The sequence below is a fragment of the Brachybacterium tyrofermentans genome, from assembly GCF_014897585.1.
GTDB classification, from domain to species: Bacteria; Actinomycetota; Actinomycetes; order Actinomycetales; family Dermabacteraceae; genus Brachybacterium; species Brachybacterium tyrofermentans.
Genome location: NZ_JABUXW010000002.1, coordinates 1 through 13,370, shown reverse-complemented (window position 1 = coordinate 13,370; position 13,370 = coordinate 1). Strand labels below are relative to the sequence as shown.

Below are 13,370 nucleotides of genomic sequence, written 5' to 3'. Positions count from 1 at the left end.
TGCCACGCTCGGCTCTCGCCCGCCCTTCAGCGGCCCGCGTACGTCATCGACTCCACGGCGGTCTCCTCGGGCTCGCCCTTATCGACGGACCTCTGGGCGGTCCACAGGTCGCCGTCGCCGCGTGAGAAGGTCGCATCGATGGTGTCCTCCGTGAGCAGCTCGGAGCCGTCATCGCAGACGAACCAGCTGAACAGTCCGTTCCAATGCTGGTCATGATCGTGGGAGACGGTCGAGCAGGTCACGCCCTCGGGCAGCTCTGCATACAGCGGCACCGGATCCTGCTCGGAGGGCCACACCTCGGTGCTCGGATCGGCGGCCGTGGGCGAGTCGAAGCGGATCGCCTGCTTGTCGATCGCGTTCACGATGCACAGCACCTCCTGGTCGCCCTCGAGCGCGCAGGCCTCCGCGCCCGCGGCGGTGGGCCCGCACGCGACCATGTCCTCCTGCTCGGAGTGGGCGGACTCGCTGATGCCCGAGGCGCACAGGTCCTCGTCGACGTCCTCGATGGTCCAGGAGTCGTCGACCCACAGGGACTCGATCGCGGTGCCCGCCGGCTCGTCGGACGGGCTCGCCTCGACGGATGGGGCCTCCTCCTCGGCTGGAGAGCCCCCTCCTCCGTCGGAGGGATCCTGAGGCTGCTCGGCGACCGGGGGATCGTGCGGACCCTGCGGCGGGGACTCCGTGCTGCAGGCGGCCAGCGTGAGGAGGAGCAGGGGAACGGCGAGGGTGGCGACGGTGCGGCGCATGACGATCTTTCGACGAGGAGGAGGGCGGCGAATCGCAGCGGGGAGACGACCCCCGGCGCCGTGCGCCAAGCCGCGAGGGGATGGTGCTCCTATTCGACCCGGCGGCTCGTCCGTTCGCAAGCGCTTCCGGAATCCTTGGCATGCTCGGCTCCCGGCGATGTCGGGAGAAGTGGGTGTGCGCAGGGGCGTGACGTGCTGCACAGGGGTGGTTGAAGCTGAAAGTGCTTCATCTGTCGGCCGCCGCCCGTAATCTCTTCCGTGAAGGCCCAAGCGGTAGTTGTTCCCCCTCCGATCACGGATCGGACGCCGATGCTCGTCGCAGATCTGCTGCGGCTCCAGAGCCCACGCACCCCGCCCGCGGCCTCTCTTCTCAGCAGTCGCCCTGGCACGACTGTGTCCAGGGGTAGACGTCCCTACCCAGAATGGAGTGCAGCAATGACCAGCAATGCACCCTCGCCCCAGGATTCGGGTTCTTCGAATCTCCCGCCCGCCCCGAACTTCGGCGGTGTCCCCAACGGCTATCCCCAGAACGGCGCCCCGCACGGCTACCCGGAGAACGGCGCGCCCGGCATGCCGCCGGTGCCGCCGGTCACGACGGGGAAGAAGAAGGGGCTCATCGCTGCCGGCTGCGGCTGCATCGTCCTCTTCCTGATCGTCGTGGGAGGCTGCTCGGCGATCGTCTTCTCCGGCGGCGACGATCCGACGTCCGCGGAGACATCGGCCGCCGAGCCGGCTGAGGCCGACCCCGTGGAGGCGGAAGAGGCCGACGCTCCTGCCGAGGAGGCCGCCACCGACGACGTTGTCGAGGAGGAACCTGCAGTGGAGGAGCCTGCCGCTGAGCAGCCTGCCGCTGAGGAGGCACCTGCCGAGCAGGAGTCCACCCAGGAGGAAGCTCCGGCCGGTGACGACGTCCCCGCCGAGCACACCTCGGCGCTGAACAGCGCGCAGAGCTACTCCGACCTGCTGCACATGTCGAAGCAGGGCCTGTTCGACCAGCTCACCTCCGAGTATGCGGACCAGTTCTCCGACGAGGCCGCGCAGTACGCCGTGGACAACGTCGACGCGGACTGGAACGCGAACGCGCTGGCCTCCGCCGAGAGCTACTCGGAGACCATGCACATGTCCAAGGCGGGCATCTACGACCAGCTCACCTCGGAGTACGGCGAGCAGTTCCTGGCCGAGGAGGCGCAGTACGCGATCGACACCATCGAGGCGGACTGGAACGACAACGCTCTGCAGAGCGCCCGCTCATACCGGGACTCGATGGACATGTCCCCGGAGGCGATCCGCGATCAGCTGACCTCCGAGTACGGGGAGCAGTTCACGCAGGAGCAGGCCGACTACGCCGTCGAGCACCTCGACGACTGATCTGCTGCGGTCTCGGGCCGCACGCCCAGAACGCGGGGCCCCTGCCACAGCAGAGGCCCCGCGTTCTCGTGGGTCAGCCGAAGGAGTCGACGAACGCCTCGACCTCCGCGCTGACCTCCGCATCCATCTCCTCGTCGGAGATGCTCGCCGTGCCGTCGCCGTCCTGCGGGCCGTAGTCACCGAAGCTCGCATGGCTCGCGCCCTCGATCTCGACCAGGGTCGCCGTCCCGGGCAGCAGGTCGCGCGCATCGGCGATCTTCTCCGGGGTCGACAAGCCGTCCTCGCTGCCGGCAAGGCTCAGCACGGGCAGCACCCTCTCGGAGAGATCGTTCGCGCAGTAGGAGCCCAGCAGCAGGAGGGCATCGGCGTCCCGGGCGACCTGGCAGGCGCGCACCCCGCCCAGGGAGTGCCCGCCCACGATCCAGCTGCCCACCTCCGGCAGATCGGCGGTGAAGGTGTCCAGGCCGCGGCGGTCGAACAGAGCCAGATGCAACCAGGGCTTCACGATCACCACGGTCATCTTCTGCTCGGTCACGAGGTCCGCGAGCCGTGCCGCATAGGCGTCGGCCTCGACCTTCGCCCCCGGATAGAACACCAGGCCCGTCGCGGAGGATCCCGCCCCGGCGGGCTGCAGGATCAGCGAGGTGCTCGACTCGGTGACGCTGACCCCGGAGTCCTCGACGACCTGTCCGAGCGGGCCCTGCTCGGCCTCCATGAGCCCGAACCGGCTCCACGCCAGGAGCAGGGCGCCGGCGACCACCACGAGTGCGAGTAGCGCGGCGAGCAGGAGGAGAGCCCAGCGGCGGGCCTGACGGAGGATGGTCATGGGCCCACGGTAGGGCAGCCGGGTCCTGCCCTGTCTTCGACCTGGCACTCGACCATGTGGACGGCGCTGCTGTGTGGACGGCACCGCTGCGAATGGAGGGACCTCAATCCGGTGCGGATCTCGCTCGTGAGGACCTCGGGCTGCTCGAGAGCTGCGAAGTGTCCGCCGGCGGTCGCCTCCCGGTAGTGGATCAGATCGGAGTGGGTGTCCTCGATCCACTGTCGAGGCAGTCGTGGAATGTCGCGGGGGAACACGGTCACCGCGACCGGCACTGAGAGCTTCGGCTCGGAGAGGCTGGCCGTGCTGTTCTCCCAGTAGATGCGCCCGGCCGACGCGGCACTGTTGGTGAACCAGTAGAGGGAGATGGCGTCGAGCATGACGTCGGTGCTGAGCGCATCCTCCGCACGTCCGTGATTATCCGTCTTGGAGTGGAACTTCTCGTAGATCCAGGCGGCCTGTCCGGCCGCGGAATCCGCCAGAGCGAATCCCACCGTCTCGGGCTTCGTCGCCTGAACATGGTTTGATCCGCCGAGGGTGCCCGTGTAGAGGGCGATGGATTCCACGGCGCGGCGCCCTGAGGGCGAGAGCGACTCGGGGATCCGTGCGGGGACCGCGTAGGGGGTGTTCAGGTGGATCCCGAGGAGCCCCGCCGGTGCCAGCGTCGCGAGGGCCGTCGTCACCATGGCACCCCAGTCTCCGCCCTGAGCGGCCCATCTCTCATAGCCGAGCCGCTCCATCAGCTCCGCCCAGGCAGCGGCGATCCGAGCGACGTCCCATCCGGTCTCGGTCGGCTTCTGGGAGAAGCCGAATCCGGGCAGGGACGGGATCACGACGTCGAAGGAGTCCTCGGCGTCACCTCCGAAGGCCACCGGATCGGTGAGCGGGCCGATCAGCTCGAGGAAGTCCGCGTTCGACCCCGGCCAGCCGTGGGAAAGGAGAAGAGGCATCGAGTGCGGATTCTTCGACCTGACATGGATGACGTGGATATCCACGCCATCGATCGTGGTCAGGAACTGGGGGAAGCGATTGAGCTCGCGCTCGAACCGACGCCAGTCGTACTCCCGCTCCCAAGAGTCGATCAGTGCTCTGGCCTCCTTGGTGCGGACGCCCTGCGACCAATCCGAGACGGTCTCCGGATCAGGCCATCGGGTTCTCGCGAGTCGCTGCTTCAGGTCATCGATCTCTGAGGCCGGTACGGAGACGGTGAACGGTCGGATGAGGTCTGCGCGTGCAGAAGTCGATGGGGACATAGCGCTGCTCTCCTCGAGGGTGAGCGGTGCAACGGAGCGTTGCACAGCGGTGTGCAATCTACGTCGCTGCACACCCATGTGCAATAGTGGGGCGATGCAGAACCGATCGGACCGGGCACGCTCCACAGAGGACACCCGCACGCGCATCCTCGACGTCGCCCTCGACGCTCTGGGTCAGAACCCTGATCTCGGCATGAGCGCGATCGCCTCCTCCGCCGGGGTGGTCCGTCGCACGGTCTACGGCTACTTCCCCACCCGCGGGGACCTCGTGCGCACCCTCGCGCAGAGGGCCGCGGAGGAGGTCGGTTCCGTGCTCGACGAGGCGATCGCCTCCCACGATTCGGCCGAGAGGGTGTGGGCCGATTTCATCGCCCGCCTCTGGCCCGTGGCGCACCGTTACAGGGTGATGCTGAGCCTCCGGCGCGGCGAGCATGGCGACGAGATCCATGCTCTGCTGGGGCCGGTCGACGAGACCCTCGCCGACCTCGTGCGCCGAGGACAGGACAGCAGGGTCTTCGGTGAGCATCTGCCCGCGCACGTCCTCAGCCAGGTGGCCTTCGCCGCCGTGTTCGCCATCGCGGATCGGAACCGTGTCGGCGAGAGCCTCAGTGCGAGCGCGGCGGCGATGACCAGCCTGCTCATCCTGGGAGTTCCCGAATCACGTGCGCAGGAGCTCTCAGATATCCAGGGATGACGAGGTGGGCCACGAGTCTCCGGCCCGCCCCGCCCCCTGTCCGCCGTCCCGTTCTGCTGGACGATCTCAGGCGTCGGTGCCGGAGCCCACAGGAATCGATGGGTCCGGCAGGTACACGGTGCCGCCCGCCGCGCGGAACTCCTCGGACTTCATCTCCATGCCCTGCCGGGCGATCTCCGATTGCGCCGAGGCGTCGCCGTAGGTGTCGCGGATGTCCTGGGAGAGGCGCATCGAGCAGAACTTCGGGCCGCACATCGAGCAGAAGTGCGCGGTCTTCGCCGGCTCAGCGGGCAGGGTCTCGTCGTGGTACTCCTCGGCGAGCTGCGGATCCAGGGACAGCCCGAACTGGTCCCTCCATCGGAACTCGAAGCGGGCCTTCGAGAGCGCGTCGTCCCGCGCGATCGCGCCGGGATGTCCCTTGGCGACGTCGGCCGCATGGGCGGCGATCTTGTAGGTGATCACGCCGGTCTTCACGTCATCACGATCCGGCAGGCCCAGATGCTCCTTGGGGGTGACGTAGCAGAGCATCGCCGTGCCGTAGCGGGCGATCTCCGTGGCCCCGATCGCCGAGGTGATGTGGTCGTACGCCGGGGCGATGTCGGTGACCAGCGGGCCCAGCGTGTAGAACGGTGCGCCGTGGCACAGCTCCTGCTGCCGCTCCACGTTCTCGCGCACCAGGTGCAGCGGGATATGCCCTGGGCCTTCCACCATGACCTGCACGTCGTGCTCCCAGGCCCGCTCGGTGAGCTCGGCGAGCGTGTCGAGCTCCGCGAACTGGGCCGCGTCGTTCGCATCGGCGAGGGAGCCCGGCCGCAGCCCGTCGCCCAGGGAGAAGGACACGTCGTAGCGGGCGAAGATCTCGCACAGCTCGTCGAAGTGCTCGTACAGGAAGTTCTCGCGGTGATGGGCCAGACACCAGCCGGCCAGGATGGACCCGCCACGCGAGACGATCCCGGTTACCCTGTTCGCGGTCAGCGGCACGTACCGCAGCAGCACCCCGGCGTGGATGGTCATGTAGTCCACGCCCTGCTCGCACTGCTCGATCACGGTGTCGCGGAAGATCTCCCAGGTCAGCGCATTCGCCTCCCCGTCGACCTTCTCGAGCGCCTGGTAGATCGGCACCGTCCCGATGGGCACCGGAGAATTGCGCAGCAGCCACTCGCGGGTGGTGTGGATGTCGTCCCCGGTGGACAGGTCCATGACCGTGTCCGCGCCCCAGCGGGTGGCCCATTCGAGCTTGGAGACCTCCTCGGCGATCGACGAGGTCACCGCCGAGTTGCCGATGTTCGCGTTGATCTTCACCAGGAAGGCCTTCCCGATGATCATCGGCTCCGCCTCCGGATGGTTCACGTTCGCCGGGAGGATCGCGCGGCCTGCGGCGAGCTCGCTGCGCACCAGCTCGACGTCGCAGTTCTCCCGCAGGGCGACGTAGCGCATCTCCGGGGTGATCTCGCCGCGCCGGGCATAGTGCATCTGCGTGACCCGGGTGCCGACGGGGGAGCGCAGCGGGGCGCGACGGGCACCGCGCCATTCGGCGCTAGCCTCGCCCCGACGCACGGCGCCGCGGCCGTCATCGGCGAGGGCGCGGTCTCGGCCCGCGTATGCCTGGACGTCACCGCGCTCGGCGATCCAGGTCTCCCGCATCGGCGGCAGCCCCACCTCCGGTACGCAGCCGGGACCGGCAGTGCGGTACACCGCCAGAGGAGGGTTCGCCGTGCCGTCGGGGGCATCGTCCTGGAGGACCCGGGTGATGGGCACACGGATGCCATGGGCAGGATCCTCGAGCACGTCGAGGCGGTGGGTGGGGTAGTTCTCGGGTCGTGCGAACTTCTCAGGGCGTGCGGACATAGCGCTGCGCTCTCCTTCTTCCTTCGCCGGCATTATCCGGGGCAGGTTCATTCGGTACTCGGACAGCGACAGTCCGATCTCAGCCCGTTGCATCGGGCACCCGAGGGATCGGCGACGATAGTAGCACCCGTCTCGACCGTGAGGATGCTCGAGCGGCTCGCCGCTGCCTCCCCTCGCGGTCGCCGGCCGCGAGGGGAGGCAGTGGATCTGGTGTGGCGCGTGCGAACGGTCCGGACTGCGATCCCGGAGTGGGGGAGGTGGGCCTGGTCGGCGACGAGGTGCCCTGCCCGTCGGCCTGGAGCGTCAGGACGGTCGAGCGTCCGCGCAGGCAGTGTTGGCTACGCTGGGAGTCGCGGCGCTGCCACCCCGGCGCGACCCTCCGTGGAAGGCGGCCCCATGACCCTCACCGACCTGCTGGACGCCCTCGATTCCGGCCAGGCCATCCCGGCGAACTCCCCGTTGCACGCGGTCATGCACGCCACCAGCCAGGAGGCGCTGAAGGTCACGGGAGAGCTCAACGGCGGCTATCACGAACCCTCCCGGGTGCGAGAGCTGCTCGCCGAGCTCACCGGCCGTGAGATCGACGAGAGCGTCACCCTGTTCCCGCCCTTCACCTCCGACTTCGGCAAGAACATCCACCTGGGCAAGCGCGTGTTCCTCAACGCCGGCTGCCGCTTCCAGGACCAGGGCGGGCTGCACATCGGCGACGACTGCCTCATCGGGCACAACACCGTGATCGCCACCCTGAACCACGACCTCGCCCCGAGCCGCCGCGGCGACCTCCACCCGGCCCCCGTGACGATCGGGAACAACGTGTGGATCGGCGCGAACGTGACGATCCTGCCCGGCGTCACCATCGGGGACGACGCCGTCATCGCCGCCGCCTCCGTCGTCACCAAGGACGTGCCGGCGAAAGCGCTCGTCGTCGGTTCGCCGGCCCGGGTGATCAGGACCGTCGAGGACTGAGAGCTACGCGCCGAAGGCCGTCGCCTCGCAGCGACGGGATGGCACCCACCAATTGGCGGGTGCCCCGCTACCTTGGGGCTTATGGCTCTTGAATTCCAGCGTTCGACGATCGCGGCTGTGCGCGCCGCGCTGCCCGAGCACCAGGTGATCGAGAAGCCACGCACACCGGCGTGGCTGAACCGGCCCGGATCGACCGACTGCGGAGACGCGTGGCCCCTGGTGAGAACGATCTACCGCCAATTGGCTGCGGCGGACCTCCCGGAAGTCATGCCCCCACGGGAACGGCGCAGCCTCGATGCAGTCATTCTCGGCCCCGACGGGCACAGCCGCATTCTCGAGGTCGACGAGACACAGCATTTCAATGAATTCCGTGCGCTCACCCTTCAGCCCTACCCGGCCTCTGCACGGACCGCGTTCGATCGACAGGACTGGATCGATCGCTCGCGGGCCAAGACGCGGCTCGAGGGCGGCGGTTTCGGGGCGCGGAAGCCTCCGCTCTTTCCTGGCCAGCACGGCCGTCATCGGCAGCGGGCGTTCCGTGATGCGCTTGCTGATCTGCTTCCGCCCCTCCATGGCTGGGAGCCGACGCTGCGCATCCACCACGGCGAAGCACAGAGCTGGATAGACGACGTGGACGCCCCGGGGCGGATGCGAGAGCTGCTCGCCGAGAAGCTGCCTCGGGAACAGAACTCCTAGGAAGCCCCAGGGCGTTAACTGCGGCGTCGCCATCGGTGGACGACACTGAGGGAACCCACCGCCTGCCACCGAGAGAAGGACCGCACCATGCCCGTCGAAATGGGACTCTGGCGAATCGATGGAGATCGACCCCGTCGACTTCCGGCTGCGACCCTGCCCAGCGAGGCGACCCTCGAGGACTTCCTGGAACAGGACCCATCCCTGCTCGGAACACCGCTGCTGGTCATCGGCCGACAGGTGCGCACTCCGTACGGAAAGTTCATCGATCTGCTCGCGATCGACGTCGACGGCAACCTGCACGTCCTGGAGCTGAAAAGGGACAGGAGCCCGCGGGACGTCGTCGCCCAGGTTCTCGACTACGGATCCTGGGTGACCACCTTGACCCGAGAGGAGGTCATCGATCTTGCGAACGATCACCTCGAGGCTCCGTTCGAAGCGGCATTCGCCGACACTTTCGGCGACTCGCTCCCGGACGAGGTCAACGTCGAGCTGCAACTCACCGTGGTTGCGACAGAACTGGATTCCAGCTCCGAGCGGATCGTGAACTACCTGCGCGACTTCGGCGTCCCGATCAACGCGGTGTTCTTCTCCTACCTCCAGGACGAGGATCGCCACTATCTCGCCCGCTCCTGGCTGGTCAGCCGCGAGGAGGGCCCATCGCTCGCTGTCGGTAGCGGACGAAAGAGCAAGCGGGCGGACTGGAATGGTCTGGACTGGTTCGTCGCTTTCGGAGAGGAGTCCGGGAGCCGCAACTGGGAAGACGCACGCCACTATGGATTCATCTCTGCGGGAGGCGGCGTCTGGTACTCGCGAACACTGCGGGCGCTTCCGCTCGGAGCGCGGGTCAACGTGCATATACCCGAATCCGGGTATGTCGGCATCGGAACCGTCATCGGGGAGGCGGAAAGATTCGACCGCGCGAAGACCACGATCGAAGGAGAGCAGGTGCTCCTCTCTGATCTCCAGCTCGCAGGCCGCTACTCCCATGGCCCAGGTACGGAGCAGGAGGACGACATGGCCGAATGGGTCGTGCCCGTGCGCTGGCAGACCGCGGTGCCCCGTGAACAGGCCTACTGGACCAAGGGCATGTTCGCCAACCAGAACAGCGCCTGCAAGCTCCGCCAGGAGTTCACACTGGAGCGCCTCGCCGAGCACTTCGGCGTGGAGGACGCATAACGGCTGCCATCTGCGACATGGATCGGGTACGCCGAGACGACGTGGGCTCACGTCCATCGGGGCGGGCCGACAGCGCGGCGTGCACTCCTTATCGCCCCGCCTACCCTGCCTGCTGCCGGTACTGCCGCGGCGGCATACCGCACGCGGCGGTCACGTGGGCGTAGAAGCTGCTGAGCGACCCGAATCCACTGCGCTCGGCGATGTCGGCGGTGGGCAGCGCGGTGGTGATCAGCAGGCGCTGCGCCTCCGCGACGCGGCACATCGTGAGGTACTCGCCGATGGTGGCGCCGACGGTGTCCCGGAAGACGGTCATCGCATGCGAGGGCGTCAGATGGGCGGCGCGCGCCACGTCCTCCACACTGAGCGCGGAGCGGTAGTTCTCGATCACGAACTGCGCCATCGCCATCATGTGGTCGATGCGCTCCGGCGGCACCCGACGGGAGCCGCCCTCACGGAACGCGCTGGCCACGGGACTGATCTGGGTGCCGGGCGAATCCGGATCGTCGGAGGAGCACGGGATCCCTGGGGAGCGAGGCCCCTCGTCGGCCCCTGCGCCGTCCCGCGCCGGTGCCGCCTGCAGGATCCTGCGCAGCATCGCCTGGATCTCCAGCAGCGCGACCGCGGAGCCGCCTGCCGTCTCGTACTCTGCGAGCCAGGAGGGGATCATCGATTCCATCCGCGCCCGCACCAGCGCCGAATCGGTGACCACCGGCCAGGGCTGCAGCAGCGCGCCGAGCTCCGCCTCCGGCAGGTTCCAGCCCATCACCGTGCTCACCGGGACGTGCACCCAGCACACGTCCCCGGCGCGGGAGTCGACCAGGCCGTGAGGCTGCGCCGCCCAGAACATGGCGACCTGCCCCTCGCGCACCACGAACGGCCGGCCCGCGAACACATAGCGCAGCTCGCCGCGCAGCACCACGTTGATCTCGACGTCGTTGTGACGATGCATCGACTGCATCGTGGGCGGATCGCCACGACGGCACCACAGGGCGGGCGCCATCGTCTCGACAACGGGTTCGGTGAGGGAATGGGCGGGCATGGGCCCACAGTAGGCGCAGATCGAAGGATCCTGGAAGAACATCGCAGAATCAGGCGAGACCTCCGTGCACCTGGCTCCCTACCGTGGATCCATGACCCAGAGCGCCTTCCTCGCCCACCCCAAGATCACGATCATCGGAGCCGGCGGCTTCGTGTTCCCGTTCCGTCTGATCGGCGACATCCTCAGCTTCCCCGCCCTGCGCGACGCGACACTCACGCTGATGGACGTGCGCCCCGAGAAGCTCGGCCCGGTCGCGAGCGCAACCCGCGAGCTGATCGCTCACCACGGTTTCGGCGCGACCGTCGAGGAGACCGGCGACCGCCGCGCGGCGCTGGACGGCGCCGACATCGTCATCATCACCTTCCAGGTGGGCGGCCTGGAGTCCTACGAGCACGACGTGATGATCCCGCGGAAGTACGGCATCGACCAGGCCGTCGGTGACACCGTCGGCCCCGGCGGGGTGTTCCGCTTCCTGCGCTCCGTGGGCGCCTACGACGCGATCATCGACGACGCCCTCGAGGTGTGCCCGGACGCCGCCTTCATCAACTACGCCAACCCGATGGCTATGGCCACCAGCTATCTCAACGCCCGCGGCCTGCGCGCCGTGGGCCTGTGCCACAGCGTGCAGGGCACCACCCGCATGCTCGCCCGCACCCTCGATGTGCCCTACGACGAGGTGCGCTACCGCTGCGCCGGCATCAACCACCAGGCCTGGGTGCTGGAGTTCTCCCGCGGGCGGGAGGACCTCTACCCGCGGCTGCGCGAGGTGATGGCGCAGAAGCACCAGCGCGACCGCGGCGCCGCGGACCTCGCCGGGGACGACGGCGACCACAGCGAGGCCGCCGAGCAGTCCAACGTCTACGAGGGCGGCAACGAGCAGGTGCGCACCACCCTCATGAACGCCTTCGGGTACTTCGAGACCGAGTCCAGCCACCACGCCTCGGAGTACCTGCCCTACTTCCGCAGGACCCCCGAGCTCACCGAGTCCTACATCCCCGAGCGCTGGGACTACTTCGAGATCTGCTCCGCGCACGACGACCAGGGCGACATCGACACGCAGCTGCAGCAGCTGAAGGCCGAGCTCGCCCCGTCGGTCGAATACGGCGCCAGCATCATCAACTCGATCGTCACCGGGGTGCCCAGCGTGGTGCACGGCAACGTGCCCAACAACGGTTCCCTGATCACGAACCTCCCGGCCGACGCCTGTGTGGAGGTGCCCTGCCTGGTCGACGCCAACGGCGTGCAGCCCACCGCGGTCGGCGAGCTGCCGCTGCAGCTGGCCGCACTGAACCGCACCAACGTCAACGTGCAGACCCTCGCCGTGCAGGCCGCGCTGACCGGGAACCTCGAGAACGTCTATCACGCCGTCGCGATGGACCCGCTGACCGCCGCCCAGGTGACCCTCGAGGACGCTCGCGCCATGACCGACGAGCTGCTCGCCGCCCACGCGGATCTGCTGCCGGAGTCCTTGCGGGCCTGAGCACCCGCAGTCGCACGGTGCGATCAACTGCGGACTGACCGTCATAGCCAGCTGGACGGCTCAGCGTGTGACCGGTGCGGACTCTGCGGACTGGCGGTCGAACTCCTCGAACGTGCTGGTCAAGGGTCCGGGGGAGTCATCACAGAAGAGCAGGTCCAGGCTCCCGGCCGACTCGCGGGCAGAGTCGGCAGAACGCGGGAAGAGATCGGCCTCGTACGCGGCGAGGGCTTCCTCCGTGCTGCCGGCGTTCTCCGCGATCGCCAGGGCGAGCTGAGCGCCGTCGTACATGGCGAGGTTGGCGCCCTCGCCGGCGAACGGGGACATCATGTGCGCCGCGTCGCCCAGGAGCGTGGTGCCGGGTGTCCGCTCCCAGGAGTGGCCGACGGGAAGGGCGTGGATGCGGCGCGGCGTCAGCGGGGTGTCCGCGTGGGCGATCAGGCCGCGCAGCGCGTCGTCCCAGCCGTCGATCCGGGCGAGGAGAGCCGTCTTGGAGGCCGCGATGTCGGCGAAGTCGATCGTGTCGATCCAGCTCTCCGAGACGCGCAGGCCCAGATAGACGTGCAGGGTGTCATCGATCTCGCGGTGGCCGAGCACGCCGGTCGGGCCGTTGAAGGCGAACAGCATGCCCCGGCCCATCGCCGCAGCTTCGGCGGGGTGTCGCTCGTCGGCGTCGAACAGGTCGGCCTCGACGAAGGAGATCCCGGTGTAGACGGGGCGGGCGCCGGACATCAGCGGACGGACCATGGACCAGGCGCCGTCCGCGCCGATGAGCAGGTCGGTGGTGATCGCCTCGCCGTCCGTGAACTCGACCTCGTGCCGCCCGGGGAAGCCGTCCACCGTGCGCACCGCGCAGACCTTGCGACCCCAGTGGACAGTACGGGCGGGCAGGGAGACGAGGAGGATGTCGCGCAGCTGGCCGCGGTCGACCTCCGGGCGGATGAGCTGACCATCGTCCGCCTCGTCACGCAGCACCGTCCCACGGTGGTCGAGGATGCGCATGGCTTCCCCACCGCGATGGATGAGCGGGGTGAACTGCTCCCATAGGTCGGCGGCATGGAGTGCCCGCTGCCCGGTGTCGTCGTGGATGTCGAGCATGCCTCCCTGAGCGCGGGCGTATCGGCTGGCTTCCAGCTCGAACACCGCAGCCTCGATCCCTCGGGCGTGCAGGACACGGGCTGCGGTCAGGCCGCCGAGACCGCCACCGATGATGGCGATCGGGAAATGCGTTGACGCTCCTATAGTTGTCAACTCGCGATTTCGCCGGTGCGGGGGTTGACCTTG

General features: G+C 68.5%; 12 protein-coding genes and 1 riboswitch. Of the genes, 6 read left to right on the top strand and 6 right to left on the bottom strand.

Annotated features, from left to right (window positions below; all coding sequences use genetic code 11):
* Positions 1–26: 26 nt before the first annotated feature.
* Positions 27–746, bottom strand: coding sequence for a hypothetical protein (locus tag INT49_RS01265; protein ID WP_193115912.1), 720 nt, complete (start codon positions 744–746; stop codon positions 27–29).
* Positions 747–1,181: 435 nt separating this feature from the next.
* On the opposite strand from INT49_RS01265, the gene INT49_RS01260 reads away from it, so the two are divergent.
* A complete protein-coding gene (locus tag INT49_RS01260) occupies positions 1,182–2,114 on the top strand; it encodes an Ltp family lipoprotein (protein ID WP_193115911.1) in 933 nt (310 codons plus the stop codon).
* Positions 2,115–2,187: 73 nt separating this feature from the next.
* Here the strand turns inward: INT49_RS01260 and INT49_RS01255 are convergent, their stop codons facing one another.
* Both INT49_RS01255 and INT49_RS01250 read right to left on the bottom strand, forming a co-directional pair.
* Positions 2,188–2,940: an alpha/beta hydrolase gene (locus INT49_RS01255; protein WP_193115910.1), complete on the bottom strand. Its 753-nt coding sequence runs from the start codon at positions 2,938–2,940 to the stop codon at positions 2,188–2,190.
* Positions 2,937–4,190, bottom strand: a complete 1,254-nt coding sequence (locus tag INT49_RS01250; protein WP_193115909.1) for an epoxide hydrolase family protein — start codon at positions 4,188–4,190, stop codon at positions 2,937–2,939. The genes INT49_RS01255 and INT49_RS01250 overlap by 4 nt, the downstream gene beginning before the upstream one ends.
* 94 nt (positions 4,191–4,284) lie before the next feature.
* On the opposite strand from INT49_RS01250, the gene INT49_RS01245 reads away from it, so the two are divergent.
* On the top strand, positions 4,285–4,884 hold the full coding sequence (locus INT49_RS01245; protein ID WP_193115908.1) for a TetR/AcrR family transcriptional regulator: 600 nt from the start codon (positions 4,285–4,287) through the stop codon (positions 4,882–4,884).
* A 66-nt stretch (positions 4,885–4,950) separates the two neighbouring features.
* On the opposite strand, the gene thiC is transcribed toward INT49_RS01245, so the two are convergent.
* On the bottom strand, positions 4,951–6,732 hold the full coding sequence (thiC, locus tag INT49_RS01240) for a phosphomethylpyrimidine synthase ThiC (protein ID WP_193115907.1): 1,782 nt from the start codon (positions 6,730–6,732) through the stop codon (positions 4,951–4,953).
* A 1-nt stretch (position 6,733) separates the two neighbouring features.
* Positions 6,734–6,844: riboswitch (TPP riboswitch) on the bottom strand.
* A gap of 284 nt (positions 6,845–7,128) precedes the next feature.
* Between thiC and INT49_RS01235 the strand changes: the two genes are divergently transcribed.
* The 3 genes from INT49_RS01235 to INT49_RS01225 all read left to right on the top strand — a co-directional run bounded on the left by INT49_RS01235 (position 7,129) and on the right by INT49_RS01225 (position 9,570).
* On the top strand, positions 7,129–7,698 hold the full coding sequence (locus tag INT49_RS01235) for a sugar O-acetyltransferase (protein WP_193115906.1): 570 nt from the start codon (positions 7,129–7,131) through the stop codon (positions 7,696–7,698).
* A gap of 81 nt (positions 7,699–7,779) precedes the next feature.
* Complete coding sequence (locus INT49_RS01230; protein ID WP_193115905.1) at positions 7,780–8,394, top strand: hypothetical protein; 615 nt, start codon at positions 7,780–7,782, stop codon at positions 8,392–8,394.
* Positions 8,395–8,481: 87 nt separating this feature from the next.
* On the top strand, positions 8,482–9,570 hold the full coding sequence (locus INT49_RS01225) for an endonuclease NucS domain-containing protein (RefSeq protein WP_193115904.1): 1,089 nt from the start codon (positions 8,482–8,484) through the stop codon (positions 9,568–9,570).
* Between the two features lie 100 nt (positions 9,571–9,670).
* On the opposite strand, the gene INT49_RS01220 is transcribed toward INT49_RS01225, so the two are convergent.
* Entirely contained in the window at positions 9,671–10,609 is a 939-nt protein-coding gene (locus tag INT49_RS01220; protein WP_193115903.1) for a helix-turn-helix domain-containing protein, read from the bottom strand.
* Positions 10,610–10,700: 91 nt separating this feature from the next.
* Here INT49_RS01220 and melA point away from each other — a divergent pair, with 91 nt between their 5' ends.
* On the top strand, positions 10,701–12,089 hold the full coding sequence (gene melA, locus INT49_RS01215) for an alpha-galactosidase (RefSeq protein WP_193115902.1): 1,389 nt from the start codon (positions 10,701–10,703) through the stop codon (positions 12,087–12,089).
* Positions 12,090–12,149: 60 nt separating this feature from the next.
* On the opposite strand, the gene INT49_RS01210 is transcribed toward melA, so the two are convergent.
* Complete coding sequence (locus tag INT49_RS01210; RefSeq protein ID WP_226849608.1) at positions 12,150–13,337, bottom strand: FAD-dependent oxidoreductase; 1,188 nt, start codon at positions 13,335–13,337, stop codon at positions 12,150–12,152.
* Positions 13,338–13,370: the final 33 nt, after the last annotated feature.